This window comes from Nocardiopsis nanhaiensis, assembly GCF_054778635.1.
The window spans coordinates 11689-30163 of sequence record NZ_BAAGZJ010000023.1 but is presented as its reverse complement, the minus strand read 5'-3'; the positions used below and the strand labels follow the sequence as shown (position 1 = coordinate 30163).

Genomic DNA, 18475 nt, shown 5'->3' with positions numbered 1-18475 from the left:
CGGCTGGAGCTGGCTGTAACAAGCGAGCCCTGACGCTTCCTCCGGGAACTCAGGCGTCCATGGGGTCCGTCCGACACCGTCGGGCGGACCCCTTTCCCGTGGGGCCGGAGGGATCCACGGGTCCGTTCGGAAAGGCGCACAGCGCGGGGGATCGGGATTTGACCGATCACCCCACCGGGTATGGGCCGGGTACGAATCCGGCCCGCTCCGGGTCCGGACCGACCCGCGAAGGGGCAGAACATCCGTGTCCGACTCCGCTCAGTACCCAGGCGGTTACCAGCACTCGGAGGAGCCAGAACCGGAGGGCGGCTACACCCGCCCGCCGCTGCCGAAACCACCGGCCCCGCCACCCGAACTGGACGAGCGGCCGACCGAAGGCCGTACCGGTCCGGGGGAGGACGATCCCACACCGCTCGCCGCGGAACGCTTCCGCCGTACGACCAGGGCCAGGAGTAAGGCGATCCGGGTCGAGCGGGGCAGGGGGTTCTGGCGCCTGGCCACGGCGACGGTCTTCTATGTCATGATCGTCGGCGGCATGGCCGACTACGTCGATCCCGGCGTCCGCGTCCTCGCCCACCTGGGGTTCTGGGTGCTGATCGGGGCGGGCTTCGTGATCGCGGTGGCGCGCGAGCGCCGCCATGACTGGGCTCCGAGACAACGATGGCCCTGGCTGGCCGCGGCGCTCGGCGGAGCGGTGTCGGTAGAACTGCTCATCCTGGCCGTGGGATCACCCGCGATCATCATCGGGTCGGTCATCCTGCTGGTCCTGGGGGTGTTCTTCCTCATGCTCGTCGGCTGACCGCGCCGCGAAGGGCCGGAATCCGCGGGTCCGGTGCGGCCCGACCGGTTCAGGTGGCCTCGTCGTCGAAGGGAGGGCGCTTGCCGTTCAGCCGGGACGCAGGCTTCTTCTCCGTCTCCTCTTCCTCCCAGAAGTGCTTCTGGATGAAGCGCTTCGGGTTGAGGTCTTGTACGTCGAAGTCCTTGTACTCCGGACCGAGCCCCTCCTTGATGTCGTTGGAGGCGGAGTTGGCCATGGTGCGGAGCTGGCGCACGACCCGTCCGACCTGCTGGACGGCCTTGGGGAGCTGGTCGGGGCCGAAGATCAGCAACGCGAGCAGCAGAAGGAGAACGAACTCTGCTCCACTGACGCCGAACATGTGCCATCCTCGCTCTTGGTGTGCTGACCAGCTTCAAGCAGGTTAACCGGTATCGCCCGGGTTGGGTAACCGTGTCCCTGTCCGCTGCCGAATCGACGCCGAACGAGAACCAGCCCTCCACTCGGAGGGAGTGGAGGGCTGGGGAAACGCACGTGTGACGGTCAGACCGTGCGAACGTCCGCCGCCTGCGGGCCCTTCGGGCCCTGGATGATGTCGAACTCGACCTTCTGGTCCTCTTCCAGGTTCCGGAAGCCGGTACCCGCGATCGCCGAGTAGTGCACGAACACGTCGGGCTGACCACCCTCGACGGCGATGAACCCGAAACCCTTCTCAGAGTTGAACCACTTCACGGTGCCCTGAGCCATGTGCTCTCCCTTGGGGACTACGGCGGGACCGCACCCTGCTGGTCCCGGGTCGCCGGGCGCCAGACCGACGAAGGGTAATCCCGAATCGACGAGCGCCCACGTGAAGTTCCGCGGGGCGCCTCGGGCATCCATGGAAACAACAACAGCAACCAGTTGCTGACAGTACCAGGGAGGGTGCTGCCCTGCCGAGGCTTTTCCGCGAGGAATCCGTGTATCGTAAGTGTCCTGTTTCGGCTACTCCAAAGTATTGCGTTCCCGCCGTTTTCCCACTAATGGAGAGCAGTTCCGGGGAACGGTTTTCGCCCGTTCCCCGGAACACCTCAGGAGGCGTCGCGGCCGTAGATCCACACCTCGAACCAGAGCCGGTCGCCCCAGATGTCCTCCGGCAGCGGATAGGCCGACAGCACCGGGTAGAGGTAGGCGAAGTGGGCGATGGTCAGCAGGACCACCACGCCGAAGACAACGCCGCCCAGCGCTCGCGTATAGGGGGCGAAGCGCGGACTGTCCTCGCCCGCGCCCATCAGGAGGCCCAGCATGAGCACGATCGCCAGGATCAGGAAGGGAAGGAACGGCAGCGCGTAGAACAGGAACATCGGGCGCTCGGGGTAGGCGAACCAGGGCAGCCACCCCGCCGCCACCGCGAGCAGGACCGCGCCCGCGCGCCAGTCACGGAAGGTGATCCACCAGCCGAACATCACGATGATGGCGAGGATGCTGACCCACCACACGATCGGGGTGCCGATGGACACCACCGAGGTGACGCAGTTGCCGGTGTCGCACCCGACGGCCTGGCCGTCGTAGTGGAACATCACCGGCGTGCGCATGACCAGCCACTCCCAGGGGGCTGAGATATAGGAGTGGTCGCTGGTCAGGTCGCTGTGGAAGGTCATCATCCGGCTGTGGTAGTCGACCAGGCTCCAGACGGCCTCCACCGGCGCCGCGAGGAAGTTCGGCAGCCAGTCGGGCGCCAGACCGTCCGCGTAATCCCGGTTGTAGCCACCCCGGGTGAAGAGCCAGCCCGCCCACGAGACCGCGTATACGGCCCCTGCCACCACCACGGTCTGCACGAAGGCCGGGATGGCGTCGAACCCCAGCCAGCGGCCGAAGGTGCGCTGCTGCCCGACGCTGCGCCGGGCTCCGTAGTCCCAGGCGACGGTGAGCAGTCCGAAGGCGGCCACGAAGAACAGGGCCGACCACTTGGTGCCGATCGCCAGCCCGAAGCACAGCCCCGCGGCCAGGCGCCACCAGCGCATCCCGAGCCAGCCCACGGCGGTGAGGTCGGCCCCGGCCTCCCCGAGCCGGACCAGCCGTTCCCGTGTCTTGTCGCGGTCGACCACCAGGCACGCGAACCCGGCGAGGAGCCACAAGGTGAGGAAGATGTCCACCATGGCGATGCGGCTCAGTGTGAAGTGCAGGCCGTCCAGCGCCAGGAGGAGCCCCGCGGTGCAGCCGAGCAGGAGCGACCGGGTCATCCGTGTCGCCAGGCGTACCAGGATGAAGACCGAGACCACACCGGCCAGGGCGGAGGCCACCCGCCAGCCCTCCGGGGTAATAGCCGACCCGAACGGCATGACCGTGTAGAGCCAGTCGCCGAGCGCGATCATCCACTTGCCGACCGGCGGGTGCACGATGAAGTCGCCCGCGCCGGTGAAGATGTTCGGGTCGCCCTGGGCCAGCAGGTCGTCGGAGTCCTCCAACGTCTCGTGCTCGTACCCGAAGTTCCAGAGCGCGTGCGCGTCCGTGGCGTAGTAGGTCTCGTCGAAGTAGATGCGCGCGGGCTCACCGAGGTTGAAGAACCTCAGGGCGCCGGCGAACAGCGCGACGACGGACGCCCCCAGCCAACCCAGCCACCAGGGGCTGGGCAGACGGGGGGCGAAGCGTTCTCTGAGGGTGGGCGGCTGGGCCGTGCCCGGGGGGTTCGAGGGCTCTGCCTCGCTGCGAAGTGCGGTGCTGGTCATCTCGGCTCGTAGGTTGGGGTCAGAGATGGAGGTCCGTATCGGACGGGCCGCGAAGGTTTCGGATGGCGTAATACTGCCAACCGTAGCGCGACAGGGCGGGGGTCACAGTGGTTGAGGGTGCTGGCGGGACACGGCGAGTCGGGAAGCTCGTCCTGGCCGGGTTGCCCATCGGGAACCTGGAGGACGCTCCGCCCCGGTTGCTGCACGCTTTGGAGGGCGCGCGCGTGATCGCTGCGGAGGACACCCGCAGGGTGAGGCAGTTCGCCTCCCGCGCGGGGATCCGGCTGGGCGGGGAATCCGGTGCCCGTGTCGTCTCCTACTACGACGCGAACGAGACCCGTCGGCGCGACGAACTCCTCACCGACCTCAGGCTAGGCGACGAGGTCCTGGTCGTCACCGACGCGGGGATGCCCGGGGTCTCCGACCCCGGCTACCGCCTTGCGGCGGCCTGCGCCGACGAGGGAATCCCGGTGACGGCGATCCCGGGGCCGTCGGCGGTGACCACCGCCTTGGTCGTGTCCGGACTACCCACCGACCGATTCTGCTTCGAGGGGTTCCCTCCGCGCAAGGGGCTCAAGGGGTATCTGGCGGCACTGGCCGACGAGCGCCGCACAATGGTCTTCTTCGAGAGTCCGCACCGGATTGCGGCGACCCTGGACGCGATGGCCGCGGCCTTCGGTGCCGAGCGGCGCGCGGCGGTGTGCCGTGAGCTCACCAAGACCTACGAGGAAGTGCGCCGGGGCGGTCTCGGCGAGCTCGCCGAGTGGGCAGCGGACGGGGTACGCGGTGAGATCTCCGTGGTCGTGGAGGGCGCGGGCCCCAAGGCGGAGCGCACCACGGACAGCGACCTCGTCGCCGCGGTGGCCGAGCTCGAGGCCGAGGGCGCGCGCCGCAAGGAGGCGATCACCCGGGTGGCCAAGGAGACAGGTGTGCCCAAGCGCCGCGTCTACGACCTGGTTCACGGGATCGTGACCCCCGAAGCATAGAACCGAAGCGGCAGCGGAGCGGTCACACCCGGTGCCGCACTGCCCCCACACCGAGAGGACACGAACCATGCGCAGTGAGCTTTTCGAGGAGGCGCAGGAGACCCGGGAACCGGGGATGCACCAGCAGAACCGGAAGATGCTGCGGGTGGGCCTGGACGGGGAGTTCTTCGCCCGCCGGGGCTCGATGGCCGCCTACCAGGGCGATGTCGACTTCTCCTTCCAAGGCTCTGGGAGCGTGGGCCGGTTCCTCAAGAAGTCCTTCACCGGTGAGGGCCTGCCGCTGATGCGGGTTTCCGGTCAGGGTGACGTCTACCTAGCGCACAATGCCTGGGACGTGCACCTGATCGACCTGGAGGAGGACTCCCTGACCGTCAACGGTGAAAACATCCTTGCCTTCGAGTCGACGCTGGACTGGGACATCCGACGGGTGCAGGGAATCGGTGGGATGGTGTCGGGCGGGCTGTTCAACACCGTGTTCAGCGGTCAGGGGCGGGTGGCCATCGTGTGCCACGGTGCGCCCGCTCTCCTCCGGGTGGACCAGCCCACCTTCGTCGACACCAAGGCGGCCGTCGCCTGGAGCAGCTCCCTGAGCGCGGGTATCCGCAGCACGTTCAAGGCCGGGGCCATCATCGGGCGCGGCAGCGGAGAGGCCTTCCAGCTGGCCTTGGAAGGCCAGGGGTTCGTGCTCGTCCAGCCTTCCGAGGGCGCCTCGGCGATGGGCCAGTACGGCTGACACCGGTGAGCCACCGGTGAGAAGGAGAGGGCCCCGGTCCGCGCATGCGGCGCGGACCGGGGCCCCTTTTCCTGCTCTGGCGGGAACGGTCCTTAGACCACGGCCCCGTCGTCGTTGTCGCGGGCGGCCTTCGCGGCCACCTTCTGCTTCGCCTTGCGCTCCCTGATCACGTGCGGGGCGGGCGTCTTGTCCCACCTCTGCAACCAGATGGCGAGCGGTACCGCCACGAAGACGGTGGAGACCACACCCGTGGTCAGACCGACCAGCATCGCGATCGAGAAGTCCTGGAGCGAGGACCCACCGAAGAAGGTGAGGAAGCCCAGGATGATCCACGCGCCGACGGTCGTGTTGACCGTACGCGGGAGCGTGTTGATCACTGCGCGGTTGGCGATCTTGGTGAACGAGGATTTCTCATCCCTCGCCCACTCGTCCCGGACCCTGTCGAATACCACCACCGTGTCGTTCACCGTGAAGCCGATGACACTCAGGATGGCGGCGAGGAAGACCCCGTCGATGGGCTTGCCCAACCAGATGAACAGTCCGATGACGAGCACCATGTTGAAGGCCAGCGACAGCATGGTGGAGACACCGAAGGACCATCGGAAACGCCAGGCCAGATACGCCATCTGCAGGGCGAGGGCGGCGCCTAGGGCGATCAGTGCCCGGTCGCGCAACTCGTCGCCCATGCTCGGCCCGATCAGCTCGTCGCTGATCATCTCGACGCCGCCGGTCTCCTCGGCGAGGGCCTCGGTGATGGTAGCGGCCTCGGGGTCCGAGAGCTCACCGGTGCGCACGGCGATGTCGGCGTCACCGGCTTCCTGGACCACGGCGGTGTCCGCCCCCGCGAAGTCCAGCTGTGAGATGACGTCGCGTGCCTCGTCCACCGACAGGTCCTGCTCGCCGGTGATCTCGTACTCGATCACCCGACCGCCCGTGAACTCGACGCCCAGGTTGGTGTCCCGGATGAACGGCGCGGCGATGGCGGTGAGCACCACCAGGGCGGCGACCATCAGGCCGACGCGGCGGTACTGCATGACGTCCGGGTCCTTCTTCACCAGCCAGGCGCGGACCCGGCCGATCCTGTCGATACCCGTGACAGAGGGGTGCTTCTTGATGATCGCGCGGCGCACGGACCACTCGACGAACACGCGGGCGATGATGAGCGCGGAGAGCATCGAGGCGATGGTGCCGATGCTCAGCGTGACACCGAAGCCCTGAACCTGCCCGGAGGCGAAGAAGAACAGCAGACCGGCGGCGAGGAACGTGGTGACGTTGGTGTCGAGAACCGCGCTCCAGGCCTTCTGGGTTCCCTGGACGAAGCCCTTCTCCAGGTTCGGTGGCACCGCCCGCCGTCGGCGGCGGGCCAGAGCCCCGGTTTCGGACACGCCTTCGGCGCCGTCGGCCGCGTCCTTCAACCCGGCGGACTTGTTGGCCTCGTAGGCCTGTTGTTGTCGTTGGTATTCCTCACGCGCTCGTTCGAAGATCAGCACGTTGGCATCGATGGCCATACCGATCGCCAGTACGAAACCTGCCAGGCCTGGCAGGGTGAGTGTGGCCCCCAAGGCGACCAGCGCCCCGTAGGCGATCAGCGTGTAGAAGCCCAGCGCGAGCGAGGCCAGGAAACCGACGAGGCGGTAGACCAGCGTGATGTAGAGCGCGGTGAACGCGATACCCAGGATAGCCGCGATGGCGCTGGCCTGGATGGCGGCGGCACCGAGGGTCGGTCCGACCGTCTGGCGCTGCACCTCGGTTACCGGAAGCGGCAGCGAACCGCCCTCGATCAGCACGGCCAGTTCCTCGGAGCTCTCCGCGGTGAAGTCCTGGCCGCTGATGGTCGTCTGGCCACCGGCCATACCGACCTCGCACGCGGTCTCCGGTGTCACCTGAGGAGCGGAGATGATCTGCTCGTCCAGGACGATCGCCACGCGGCGGCGCGGGTCGTTCTCCTCGTAACAGGCGGCCTGACCGGTCAGCTCCTGCCACTGGTCACTGCCTTCGCCCTGGAAACTGACGTTGACGACCCACCCGGCGCCGGTGGCGCTGTCCAGCGCGGATTCAGCGCTGGAGACGCGGTCCCCCTGGATCTCGCTCTCTCCCAGCTGGAGGGGCGTGCCGTCCTCGTCGGGCAGCGTCAGCGCGACGTCTTCGGGGTTCTCCGCCGGAGGCCCGGCCGGAGCCTCGCCCGGCATGCCCGGTTCGCCGCCCGGCATCCCCGGTTCCTCGCCGGGCATCCCCGGTTCGCCGCCCTCAAGGCCCTCCATGAGCTCCTGGAGCTCCTCCTCGGACATCTCGGGCGCTTCCCCGTCTTCGGGGAGCTCCATGTCCTCGGGGAGTTCCGGCTCGCCCTCGCCGTCGGCGGGGGCACGGGCCTCGTCGGCCTCCTGCGGGGCTTCCGCGAAATCGGCGGGGGGCGCTTCGACGCCCTGACCGCCCGCATCCCCCACACCGAGCACGGGGTGGAAGGACAACTGGGCGGTCTGGCCGACGATCTCGGCGGCCTCGGCCGGGTCCTGCACACCGGGGAGCTCGACGACGATCCGGTTCTCACCGGAGCGCGACATGTTGGCTTCGGCGACACCCAGGCGGTCGATGCGCTGGCGCAGCACCTCGACGACCATGTCGGTGTTCTCCGCGTTGGCCTCGGTGCCGTCGGTACCGTCCTGTGTCTCCAGGACGATCTGCGTACCGCCGCTGAGGTCGAGCCCCAGCCGCGGTGGGATAAACCACGCCGCGCCGAACGCGACGAGGATAACGAGAAGGGAGATGAGCGCGCGTGTCCAGCGCGCCCCAGCTCCCGTTTGACTGGACAAGGGGTGAACCTCTCACTGCGGATAGTGGGTGCCGGTCGCGCGCCCGGCTGTCGCGGGCGGGTTGCGTGAAGGACGGGCCCCTGCGCCGAAGGCGGCACGGGGCGCGGCCCGACCGGTGCGGTCAGACGATGGTGAGCGCGGTGAGAGGCGGCCCCCGGGTGGGTGGCAGCCCTTCCGCGTCGGCCTGCTCGACGGCGGGTTCGTGGTGCGGGAGGGGCAGCGGCCACCAGGGTTGGTCCCACACCGCCAGGCGCAGTGCGCAGGAGGGGACGGCGTCGGGCAGGTCCCGCAACACCGATCGCTGGTCGCAGGTGGAGGCGGGCGGCCCGAGGGCGACCGTCTGGGAGCCGAGGTAGGGACGCACTTCCTCCGTGGCCTCGTGGGCTTCGGAGTCCTCGCGTTCACCGTCGGCGCTGTCCTCAGGGCCGTTGACCACACCCTCAGAAGGCAGGGGTGCGGTCTCCCGCTCCCCGGCCAGGTTCGGGGCCACGGGCAAGGACAGGATGACCAGCAGGACCACGCTGGTGATCAACGAGCTGGTCCGCAGGGCAGGACGGGGTGCGGCACGGGTAACCGTGGTGACCACCGCCTCAGGACCGGGTTCGAAGGTCGTGCTCGCTTCGGCCGGTGCCCCGGTGACACACGGCGTTGCTCCAGCCGAGCATAAGGGCACACGGCGGCCTCAGGGAATCACGCCGACTACGCCCGTGGATAACGGTTCCGCGACCGGCGCCTGCGGGGTGGGAACGGGCCCGTTCAGGGCGGTTTCCGCGGTGCTCGGGGATCGGGCACGGGAAAGCGGGTGCTCGGCGCCCCCCGGCCACCTTTAGTCTTGAGTCATGTCGTCGAATCGCCACATCCTGACCGCGGTCGCTTGGCCCTACACCAACGGCCCGCGCCACATCGGACACGTCTCCGGCTTCGGGGTCCCCTCCGACGTCTTCTCGCGCTTCCAGCGAATGTCGGGGAACAACGTGCTGATGGTCAGCGGCACCGACGAACACGGCACCCCGATCCAGGTGCTGGCCGACCAAGAGGGCGTCACCGCCCGCGAGCTGGCCGACCGCTACAACCGGATCATCGCCGAGGACCTGGTCGCCCTCGGCCTCTCCTACGACCTGTTCACCCGGACCACCACCGGCAACCACTACTCCGTCGTCCAGCAGCTCTTCACGACGCTCTACGACAACGGCTACGTCTTCACCCGCACCACCAAGGGCGCGCGCTCGCCCTCCACCGGCCGCACCCTCCCGGACCGCTACATCGAGGGCACCTGCCCCATCTGCGGATACGACGGCGCGCGCGGCGACCAGTGCGACAACTGCGGCAACCAGCTCGACCCGGTCGACCTGCTCGCGCCCCGCTCCCGGATCAACGGCGAGGCACCGGAGTTCGTGGACACCGAGCACTTCATGCTCGACCTGCCCGCCTTCGCCGACGTCCTCACCGAGTGGCTCAAGGGCAAAGAGGGGGCGTGGCGCCCGAACGTCCTCAAGTTCTCGCTGAACCTCGTGGAGGACTTGCAGCCGCGCGCGGTCACCCGCGACCTCAACTGGGGTGTCCCGATCCCGCTGGACGGGTGGAACGACAACGACGCCAAGCGCATCTACGTGTGGTTCGACGCGGTGATCGGTTACCTGTCCGCGTCCATCGAATGGGCCAAGCGGATCGGCGAGCCCGAGGCGTGGCGGCGCTGGTGGCAGGGGGACGAGACCGAGTCCTTCTACTTCATGGGCAAGGACAACATCGTCTTCCACTCGGTCATCTGGCCCTCGATCCTGCTGGGTGCGAGCGGTAGGGGCGACCGGGGCGGCGACCCCGGCCCGCTCGGCGAGCTCGAGGTGCCCACCGAGGTCGTCTCCAGCGAGTTCCTCACCATGGAGGGGCAGAAGTTCTCCTCCTCGCGCCGCGTAGTGATCTACGTGCGCGACTTCCTGGAGCGCTACTCGGCGGACGCGCTGCGGTACTACATTATGGCCGCGGGGCCGGAGAACCAGGACACCGACTTCACCTGGTCCGAGTTCGTACGCCGCAACAACGACGAGCTGGTGGCGGCCTGGGGCAACCTGGTCAACCGCTCCATCTCCATGGCGGCCAAGAACCTCGGCGAGATCCCCGCCGCCGGCGACCTGACCGAGGTGGACCGCGCGGTCCTGGAGGCGTCGCGGGAGGCCTTCGGCACCGTCGGCGCCCGGCTGGAGAGGTCGCAGTTCAAGGCGGCGCTCCAGGAGGCCATGCGCACGGTCGCCGAGGCCAACAAGTACATCTCCGACCAGGAACCGTGGGCGCTCAAGAAGACCGACCCCGAGCGGATGGCGACCGTCCTGCACGTGTCCCTGCAGCTGGTCAGCGACGCCAACTGCCTCCTGACGCCGTTCCTTCCGGAGTCGGCCAACAAGGTTCACGCGATGCTCGGCGGCACCGGGACCTGGACGGGCATGCCCCGCATCGAGTCCGGCCACGACACCATCGGCGGTTCCGGTGAGCCGGTGGACTACCCGGTCATCACCGGTGACTACGCCGGCAACGCGGCCCGCTGGGAGTCGGCGCCGATCGTCCCGGGCACGCCGCTGAGCCGTCCGCAGCCGTTGTTCACCAAGCTCGACCCGTCGGTGGTCGACGAGGAGCTGGCCCGCCTGGCGGGCGACGCCGAATAGCACCGCAGAACACGAATCGTCCCGCCGACGGGCTCACCTGCCCGTCGGCGGTTTCCGCACGGAGGAAGAGTCACCATGGGCAAGCGCAGCGGTAAGGCGGTCAAGGAGCGCAACGCGCAGACGCCGCCTCCGGTACCCGAGGGTCTGCGTGTGCCGGTGGCGGACAGCCACACCCACATGGACATGCAGACACCCGAGGTGGCGGAGATCGTCGCGGCGGCGGAGTCGGTCGGTGTGACCCCGCTGGTGCAGGTGGGCGTGGACCTCCCCTCGTCGCGCTGGGCGGTCGAGACCGCACGCGAGTACCCCGGGAAGGTGTGGGCCGCGGTGGCCCTGCACCCCAACGAGGCCCCGCGCATCGTCCACGGCGACGGTGCTGAGGGCGTGGAGGCCGACGACACCGACTGGACCGAGAAGGCCCGCCCCGCTGGCGGAATCGAGGCCTTGGAGGCCGAACTCGCCGAGATCGACGGGCTGGCGGGTCTGCCGGAAGTCGTCGCGGTGGGGGAGACCGGCATGGACACCTTCCGCACCGGCCCCGAGGGCGCCCTCGCCCAGGAGGAGTCCTTCCGCCGCCACATCGCCATGGCCAAGCGCCATGGCAAGGCGCTCATGATCCACGACCGCGAGGCCCATGACGACGTTCTGCGGGTCCTCGACGAGGAGGGGGCGCCGGAGCGCGTGGTCTTCCACTGCTTCTCAGGCGACGCCGCCATGGCCAAGGTGTGCGCTGAGAACGGCTACTTCATGAGTTTCGCGGGCAACGTCACCTTCGCCACCGCCGAGTCACTGCGGGAAGCCGCCCGGGTGGCCCCGGCCGACCTGGTCCTGGTGGAGACCGACGCGCCCTTCCTCACCCCCAAGCCGTACCGGGGGCGCCCCAACGCCCCGTACCTCGTTCCGCTCACCCTGCGCGCGCTCGCCGAGACCAAGGGCATGGACGAGGACGAGCTGGCCGGGATCGTCGCGGACAACGCCCGGCGGGCCTTCGGCTACTGACCGGGAAGTGGGCAGGAGCTGGCCGGATACGGCCACGCGCGCGTCCATGGTCTAGACCTAGGATGCTGGCCATGCGTTTCCGCCTGTCCGTACACGCGGCCATGATCCGGGCCTGGGCGGTGATCCTCGCCGTGCTCGTCCTTTACGCGCTCGTAGGCTGCTGGTTCGCCCTCGAGTTCGGACTGGCCTGGTGGTGGGGCCTGCTCCCCACAGGGGCCATGCTGGTGTTCGGTGAGGCCGTGTTCCTCATGACCAGGGGAGACCCGCTGGGCGGGCGCGAGTACCGCCTGTTGACCCGGGAACTGGATCCGCGTGCGCACGAGGCACTCGACCGGTTGTGCGCACTCAGCGGGAGGTCCAGGCCGGAGCTGCGGCTCATCAACCTCAGGCACGCCAACGCGCTCACCCTGGACGACGGGAACGGCGGTTCCGTGATCTACGTGAGCCCTCGGCTGATCACCGAGCTGGAGCTGCCCGAGCTGCAGGCCGTATTGGCGCACGAGATGGCGCACATCGCCCACCGGGACCAGCGGCTGCTGCAGTTCGCCACCGCGATGACCCGGTGGCCGCTGCACCTGCCGTTGCTGGTTTTGCCGTTCTTGCAGTGGGTGGACGGAAAGGTGGTCGCGTTCGGCCGCCGCTGCGGTATGGACTGGGAGCCGCTGGGCATCGATGAGGCCTCGGCGGAACAGGACCAACCGATCGGGGAGATCAGCAACCCGGTGCTGCGACGGCTGGCTCGTCCCGTGCTGTGGGCCGTCCAGCTTCTCCGCCTGGTGGCCTTCCTGTACGGGGCGCTGTTCAAGCTCGCGTTCCTTGTCCTCGGGGCGCTGATCGCGCTGCCCGGGCTGCCCGCGGCCTTCGTGCTGAACCGGCAGCGGGAGCTGGCGGCGGACCGGGCCGCCGCTGAGCTGACCGGGGCGCCGTCCACGCTGGCTTCGGCCCTGGACCTGCTGCGGGTCCACCGTGAACGCAGGCCCGCACGGGACCTGCGCGCGGCCAACGTTTCGGCGTTGGCGATCTTCCCGGTGGACGGCAAGGACGGCGGCGGGTGGTTCTCCACCCACCCCGCACTCTCCCGCCGGATGAAGCGCCTCCGCGAGCAGGCCCGGCTGCTGTCCCGTCAGTAGCCGCGCTTGAGGCGTGCGGCCTCACGGCCCTGCCGGTCCTTGCGCTTCCACTCCTTGCGGCGTTCCGCACGCATGCGGGCGTCGCCTCGGCTCCGGTTCCACTCGGCCTCGCGGCGCAGCTTGTACCAGCGTTCGAGGCGTTTCGTGTCCAGCTCGCCCTCGTCCACGGCGGCGTTGACCGCGCACCCGGGCTCGTTGCCGTGCGCGCAGTCCCGGAAGCGGCACTGTTCGGCGAGCTCCTTGATGTCGGCGAAGGTGCGGTCGACACCGTTCTCGTCCCCTGGCACGTCGATGCGGCGCACACCGGGGATGTCCAGGAAGAGCGCGCCCCCGGGCATGGCGATCAGCTGGCGGTGGGTGGTGGTGTGGCGGCCGCGCCGGTCGTCGCGGATTTCCCCGGTGTCCATCACCGTGTCTCCGGCGAGGGCGTTGAGCAGGCTGGACTTGCCCGCGCCGGAGGTTCCGAGCAGGACCCAGGTGGCGCCGGGGCGCAGCCGTTCGGCCAGGCCTTCGAGCCCGAGGCCGGTGTGCGCGCTGACGGTGTGTACCTCGGTCCCCGTAGTGACGGACTCGACCAGTTCGGTCACCTCGGGCAGGCGGTCTCCGGCGAGTTCGGCCTTGGTGACGGCGACGACCGGGACGGCGCCGCTGGCCCAGGCGAGGCTGAGGAAACGCTCCAAACGGCCCACGTTGGGCCCTTGGTCGGCGGCCTCGCAGACGAGGACCGCGTCGATGTTGGCGGCCAGGATCTGGTCGTGCGAGTCCTTGGCCACGCCTTGGCGGACGAGGGTTCCGGCCCGTTCCAGGACGGCTTCGACGAGCCAGGCGTCCCCGGAACGGCGGACGGCGACCCAGTCGCCGCTCGTCGGTGCGGCGGCGGGGTCGCTCTCCGCGGCCCTGCGGACCGCTGGGGCGAGTGCGGCGGTCTCCTCCCGCGGTATGCGGATACCGACGGAGCCGCGGCGGGCGTCGCTGACCCGCGCGGGCAGCAGCAGGAGGTGGTCGTTGTCGTTGGCGACGGTGTCGAACGCTGCCTCGACGCGGGCGTTCCAGCCCAGTCCGTCGAGGGGCTTGCTGTGGTGACTCACGGTGATCTCTCTACGAGGGCGCGAGCCGGGCCTGTGGGGCCGCTCAGGGCTCGCTGACGACAGGAAGGTCGGAAACGGCGGCAGGCATGGCGCACCCCTCTCTCGTCAGCGATCGATACGGACCGAGCCTAGGACAGCCCTTCAGTGCGGTGCCAGTGGTTTTCCGGGGTCCTCAACGCGGGGGCCGCGTCCAGATGTCGCCGCCGGGCCGCCGGGCCGCCGGAGGAGTGCTCTCCGGGACGCCGTGCTTGGGCACGTAGAAGGCGTCCGTGCTCTGGGTCGTGTGTTCCTCTGACCGGTGGGACGGACGGGAGTAGTCCCGGTACTCGTAGTCCTCGCCGCCCAGCAGCAGGAAGAGGCTGCAGATCAGCAGGAAGACGAACAGGCTCATGATCAGCGGCAGCAGCAGGTCGGGCGCAGGTGTTCCCTCGGGCGGTCCGTGCCGGACGGAGTCGGGCGGGGTGACGTGGACCCCGGCCATGCCCGTGTAGTGCATGGAGGTGACCGCGATCGCCATGACCAGGGAGGCCAGCGCGATGCTGCCCATGCCGCGCAGGTACCGGGCGAACCACAGCGCCACGGTGGCGGCGACCACGGCGATCACACAGGCAAGGACGACGTACCCGGGTGCGTGGTGCATGTCGCCGTGCAGGTTCATGGAGGCCATGCCCATGTAGTGCATGGCGATCACGCCCACCCCGAGGAGGAAGCCGCTGAACAGGAGCCAACCGAGCGTGGAGGTCCGCACAGCGAAATGGAGGGCGACGCCCATGACCAGGATCGGCACGATACCGCTGACCACGGTAAGAAGAGTGTCGTACCGGATCGCGATGCCGCTGACGCTGTACCCGAGCATGGCGATGAAGTGCATCGACCACACGGCCATGCCGCCGAGGGAGAGCGCTGCCAGACTCAGCCACTGCCATCGGAAGAACCCCGTAGCCTGACGGGCCCGGGCGGCGAAGGTGAGTCCGAGGAAGGATCCGATCACCGACACCACGTAGGCGATCGCGGGGGTTATCCAGTCCTGTGAGAAGAGGTCGGCCACTGTCCCAAGTCTCTACTTTCCATGACGCAAGTCACATATGTGGCTTCCGTTTATGAATCGTAGGGGCGCCCTTTATCAATCACCAGAGGGCTCCCTTGGCCTGATGTGGCCAAGTGTCCTCTTTGGGTTTGTGGTCGCAGGATTCGGGTTAGGGCGTTTCCGCCGAACACGCCCTAACGTCGGCGCGGGGTGAAGTTGCCCGGCTCGGGTGCTTCGGGCGCCTCGGGCTGCGGCTCAGCCGCGGGCCGCTTCTCGTCGCCCACGTTCAGCAGCAGGAAGAGGCTGCACACCATGAGGAAGACGAACATCCCGGTGACCAGGGGAAGGACCAGTTCCGAGGAGTCGGCGCCGGGAAGAGGGGCCGTCAGATCCCCGTCGGCGGCGGTGAAGCTCATGCCGAACATCCCCGTGTAGTGCATGGCCGATACCGCGACACCCATCAGGAGGGCGGCGAGCAGGGAAGCGGAGGTCCGTCGCAGGTTGAGCGCGAACCAGAGAGCTGCCGTAGCGGCGGTCACCGCGATCACGGAAGCGATCCCCACGTACACGGGGTCATGGTGCAGGTGGCCGTGGACGTTCATCGAGGCCATGCCCATGTAGTGCATGCCCACCACCCCGGCGCCGGCGATCGCCCCGCTCGCCAGCAGCCACGGCGTCGTCCCGCGAACGGTAGCAAGTGTGAGAGCGACGCCCATCACGGCGATCGCGACGATCCCGCTGGCCACAGTGAGGCCGGTGTCGTAGCGAATCGGTGAGCCCTCGACCTGGAATCCGAGCATGGCCACGAAGTGCATTGACCAGATCGCCGTGCCGCCGAGACAGACCGAGCTCATGGCCAGCCACCGCCAGCGGGCGGGCGAGTCCCTGGCCAAGCGGGCGAACCGCAGGCCGATGAACGAGCCCACGACAGACAGGGCGTAGGCAAGGGCGGGTGTCCACCAACCATGGGCGAAGTGGTCGATCATCGGGTCTCCTGAAGGAATAGTGCGGCAATCCGACCATAGGATCATTTTTCTGTTCAGGAGACCCCGAACTGAAGGAACGTGACGTCCGGTAAGCGAATCCGCTCCAGCTGCGCGGTGAGGTTGGGCACAGCCGTCCCGGCTTTGTCGGGCGTTCAGTGCCCGCCCCCGTGGCCGTCGCCGAACGGCGTCGTGATTCCGCCGTAGTCCAACCGGGTCATCATTCCCTCGTCCGCGTGCGGCAGGTTGTGGCAGTGGTTCATCCACAGGCCGGGGTTGTCGGCGAGGAAGGCGACCCGCCATACTTCGCCCGGCCGGACGTCGAAGGTGTCGAGGAGGAGCGGCCCGCCCGAGGGCGGGCGGCCGTCCCGGGAGAGGACGCGGACCGTGTGCCCGTGCAGGTGCCAGGGGTGGGTCTCGAAGCTCCGATTGGCCACGGTGAACTGCACGAGGTCGCCCTCTTCCACCAGCTGCTCCGGGACCCGTGGGTGGGCGAGGCCGTTGACGGTCTGGGCGTAGGAGGGCACGCCGTCGAGGAGGGCGGCGTTGCGGTCCAGGACCAGGTCGAAGGAACGGTCGAAGGGGCCGTCCGGTAGTGGGCGGTCCGGGTCGGGGGCGCCCTGGGAGAGGGGGTCGAGTTCGGGCCAGTCCGCGGTGCGGTCCATGCCTTCGGGATCGCCCGTCGCTCCCTCGGGGGCCAGCCGGGGGCCGACCTCGGAGTGGTCCACCAGCAGGGCCACGGGGGTGCCCGGGGCCTCCAAGAGGAGGTCGTACCGGGATCCGGCGGGGATGCGCAGCGAGTGGTCGGTGACGGGTGCGGGTTCGTGGAGGTCTCGCCCGTCCACGGACACGAGGGTGAACGGCGCTCCGACCGGTGACAGCCAGTGGGGGGAGTCGTCGGTGTTGGCCAGCCTCAGACGGACACTCTGTCCTGGTTGGACCGGGTGCTCGACCGGCTCGTCGCTCTCGCCGACCACCAGTACCCCGTCGAAGGTGTGCACCGGCAGGACCAGGTCCAGATCGGCGCGGTCGCCGTCGGGCGGGTACACGACCAAGCAGCCGTACAGTCCACGGCGCACGCCCACGTGCGAGGTCTGGTGCGTGTGGTACCAGTACGTGCCCACCTGGTCGGCGAGGAACCGCTGGGTGAACTCTCCGCCGGGCACCACGGCCTCCTGAGTCACGCCCGGTGCGCCGTCCTCCCCGCAGGCGACGTCGTAGCCGTGCCAGTGCAGAGTGACACCCTCTTCCACGTCCTCGTTGCGCAGGGTCGTCTCGACAAGGTCGCCCTCCTCCGCGGTGATGAGGGGGCCGCCCAGCTCGTCCCCGAAGGACCAGGTCTCGAACCGGTGGCCCGAGGGCAGGGTCGCGGTCCGGACATGCGCGGTCAGCACGTGTCGGCGGACCGTTCCACCGGACCGGGGCCGCTCAGGCCCGCGCAGGGTGGTGACGTCCAGACCGTCCGGTGGGAGGTGTTCCCCGGCCGGTCCGCCGCCGAGGTCCGGTCGGTCCCGGGAGACGAACGACAGCCCGACCCCGCTCGCCCCCGCCGCCACGGAGAGGCCAGCCGCGCCGAGGAACCACCGCCGTGCCGGATCTCGGCCGCCGTCCTTGCCCGGACCGCTCGGCCCGGACCGCTCGGCGCGGATCAGGCCCACCGCTGTCACCGTGGCCGCGCCCGCTGCCAGAGCCACGGTGATCAGCGCCGGGCCCCAAGTCAGCGGATACCCGCCGACCAGGTACAGAACCGGTCCGGCCGCGACCGCGTACCCGACCGCGCAGAGCCACGCGGACGCCGCCGGGGGAAGATCCGCCTCGGGGTCCCGAGCCGCCCGGACCAGTGCGGGACCGGCCAGCACGGTCGCGGCGGCGACGGCCACACCCAGCAGGGGCAGGACGACCAGGTGCCAGCCCTGGACGAACCACCAGCCGCGGGTACTGAGCACCGCCACCGCGACAACGTGGCCGACCGTCGCCGTCAGCGCCAGGGAGATCCCCGCCTTCAGCCAGCGCCCCGTCAGGCCCGTAGCCAGCCAACCGGCCGCGGCCAGGACACCGGTGGCCAGGCCGGCGGTGAGCACGGCGAGGGTGCTCATGGGGAGATCGTCTCCTGGGCTTCGACCGGTGTCCGGGCGTGGCGCACCGAGAGCACGAGGAACAGCGTGGAAAGACCGGCCGACACGACCCCGACGATCGCGTGGACGCCGAACACCAGCGGACTCTCCGTACCGCCGCCGACCGCGTCACTGACGGTGCTGAGCAGCAGCTGGGTCAGGAGCAGCAGGAGGATCAAGGCGGCGAGCCCGGTCACCCGGCCCGGTACACGGGCCAGTGCGGAAACCGCGACGACCACGATGGCGAGGGCGATCATCATGTGCCCGGACACCTGGTGGTCGGCGAAGGACTCTGAGACCGGCCCTGGGGCGACCGCACCCGAACCAGCGAGAAAGAGCTGGACGACATGCCAGCCCGCCAGTACGGCGGCGAAGGCTGCGAGGATCTTGCGCATGGTGCTCCTTGTTCGAGGATTCTGACCGCGATCCTGCTTCCGGCGGGCCCTCCGGCGCGTCATGCCGGGGGTG

General features: G+C 69.2%; 16 protein-coding genes. 6 read left to right on the top strand and 10 right to left on the bottom strand.

The genetic code is table 11. From position 1 onward, the window contains the following. Positions 1 to 244: 244 nt before the first annotated feature. On the top strand, positions 245 to 799 hold the full coding sequence (locus ACYVD1_RS13320) for a hypothetical protein (protein WP_460771909.1): 555 nt from the start codon (positions 245 to 247) through the stop codon (positions 797 to 799). A gap of 49 nt (positions 800 to 848) precedes the next feature. Here the strand turns inward: ACYVD1_RS13320 and ACYVD1_RS13315 are convergent, their stop codons facing one another. From ACYVD1_RS13315 to ACYVD1_RS13305, 3 genes are all read right to left on the bottom strand, one after another. Then, entirely contained in the window at positions 849 to 1157 is a 309-nt protein-coding gene (locus tag ACYVD1_RS13315) for a sec-independent translocase (protein WP_460771908.1), read from the bottom strand. A gap of 161 nt (positions 1158 to 1318) precedes the next feature. Then, a complete protein-coding gene (locus tag ACYVD1_RS13310) occupies positions 1319 to 1522 on the bottom strand; it encodes a cold-shock protein (RefSeq protein WP_017603347.1) in 204 nt (67 codons plus the stop codon). 320 nt (positions 1523 to 1842) lie between these two features. After that, positions 1843 to 3480, bottom strand: coding sequence for a dolichyl-phosphate-mannose--protein mannosyltransferase (locus ACYVD1_RS13305; protein ID WP_460771907.1), 1638 nt, complete (start codon positions 3478 to 3480; stop codon positions 1843 to 1845). Between the two features lie 107 nt (positions 3481 to 3587). Between ACYVD1_RS13305 and rsmI the strand changes: the two genes are divergently transcribed. Continuing rightward, positions 3588 to 4466 (top strand): 16S rRNA (cytidine(1402)-2'-O)-methyltransferase, encoded by an 879-nt coding sequence (gene rsmI, locus ACYVD1_RS13300; RefSeq protein ID WP_460771906.1) that lies wholly within the window; start codon positions 3588 to 3590, stop codon positions 4464 to 4466. Positions 4467 to 4533: 67 nt separating this feature from the next. Then, entirely contained in the window at positions 4534 to 5199 is a 666-nt protein-coding gene (locus ACYVD1_RS13295; protein WP_460771905.1) for an AIM24 family protein, read from the top strand. A gap of 92 nt (positions 5200 to 5291) precedes the next feature. On the opposite strand, the gene secD is transcribed toward ACYVD1_RS13295, so the two are convergent. Further along, positions 5292 to 8009 (bottom strand): protein translocase subunit SecD, encoded by a 2718-nt coding sequence (gene secD, locus ACYVD1_RS13290; protein WP_460771904.1) that lies wholly within the window; start codon positions 8007 to 8009, stop codon positions 5292 to 5294. Positions 8010 to 8130: 121 nt separating this feature from the next. Further along, complete coding sequence (locus ACYVD1_RS13285; protein ID WP_460771903.1) at positions 8131 to 8595, bottom strand: hypothetical protein; 465 nt, start codon at positions 8593 to 8595, stop codon at positions 8131 to 8133. A gap of 253 nt (positions 8596 to 8848) precedes the next feature. Between ACYVD1_RS13285 and metG the strand changes: the two genes are divergently transcribed. The 3 genes from metG to ACYVD1_RS13270 all read left to right on the top strand — a co-directional run bounded on the left by metG (position 8849) and on the right by ACYVD1_RS13270 (position 12795). Continuing rightward, positions 8849 to 10666, top strand: coding sequence for a methionine--tRNA ligase (metG, locus tag ACYVD1_RS13280; RefSeq protein ID WP_460771901.1), 1818 nt, complete (start codon positions 8849 to 8851; stop codon positions 10664 to 10666). A 75-nt stretch (positions 10667 to 10741) separates the two neighbouring features. Further along, positions 10742 to 11665 carry a TatD family hydrolase gene (locus ACYVD1_RS13275; RefSeq protein WP_460771899.1) on the top strand — a complete coding sequence of 308 codons (924 nt, stop codon included), beginning with the start codon at positions 10742 to 10744 and terminating at the stop codon, positions 11663 to 11665. A gap of 71 nt (positions 11666 to 11736) precedes the next feature. Beyond that, the gene (locus tag ACYVD1_RS13270; protein WP_460771898.1) at positions 11737 to 12795 is read left to right on the top strand and encodes a M48 family metallopeptidase; all 1059 of its coding nucleotides are present in this window, start codon (positions 11737 to 11739) and stop codon (positions 12793 to 12795) included. Here ACYVD1_RS13270 and rsgA read toward each other — a convergent pair. The 5 genes from rsgA to ACYVD1_RS13245 all read right to left on the bottom strand — a co-directional run bounded on the left by rsgA (position 12789) and on the right by ACYVD1_RS13245 (position 18402). Further along, a complete protein-coding gene (rsgA, locus tag ACYVD1_RS13265; protein ID WP_460771897.1) occupies positions 12789 to 13883 on the bottom strand; it encodes a ribosome small subunit-dependent GTPase A in 1095 nt (364 codons plus the stop codon). The two genes, ACYVD1_RS13270 and rsgA, sit on opposite strands and share 7 nt — an antisense overlap. A 172-nt stretch (positions 13884 to 14055) precedes the next feature. After that, on the bottom strand, positions 14056 to 14931 hold the full coding sequence (locus ACYVD1_RS13260; RefSeq protein WP_460771896.1) for an MHYT domain-containing protein: 876 nt from the start codon (positions 14929 to 14931) through the stop codon (positions 14056 to 14058). Between the two features lie 173 nt (positions 14932 to 15104). Next, on the bottom strand, positions 15105 to 15896 hold the full coding sequence (locus ACYVD1_RS13255; RefSeq protein ID WP_460771895.1) for an MHYT domain-containing protein: 792 nt from the start codon (positions 15894 to 15896) through the stop codon (positions 15105 to 15107). A 152-nt stretch (positions 15897 to 16048) separates the two neighbouring features. Continuing rightward, on the bottom strand, positions 16049 to 17989 hold the full coding sequence (locus ACYVD1_RS13250) for a multicopper oxidase family protein (RefSeq protein WP_460771894.1): 1941 nt from the start codon (positions 17987 to 17989) through the stop codon (positions 16049 to 16051). Next, positions 17986 to 18402: a DUF6220 domain-containing protein gene (locus ACYVD1_RS13245; RefSeq protein ID WP_460771893.1), complete on the bottom strand. Its 417-nt coding sequence runs from the start codon at positions 18400 to 18402 to the stop codon at positions 17986 to 17988. Before ACYVD1_RS13245 ends, ACYVD1_RS13250 begins: the two co-directional genes overlap by 4 nt. Positions 18403 to 18475: the final 73 nt, after the last annotated feature.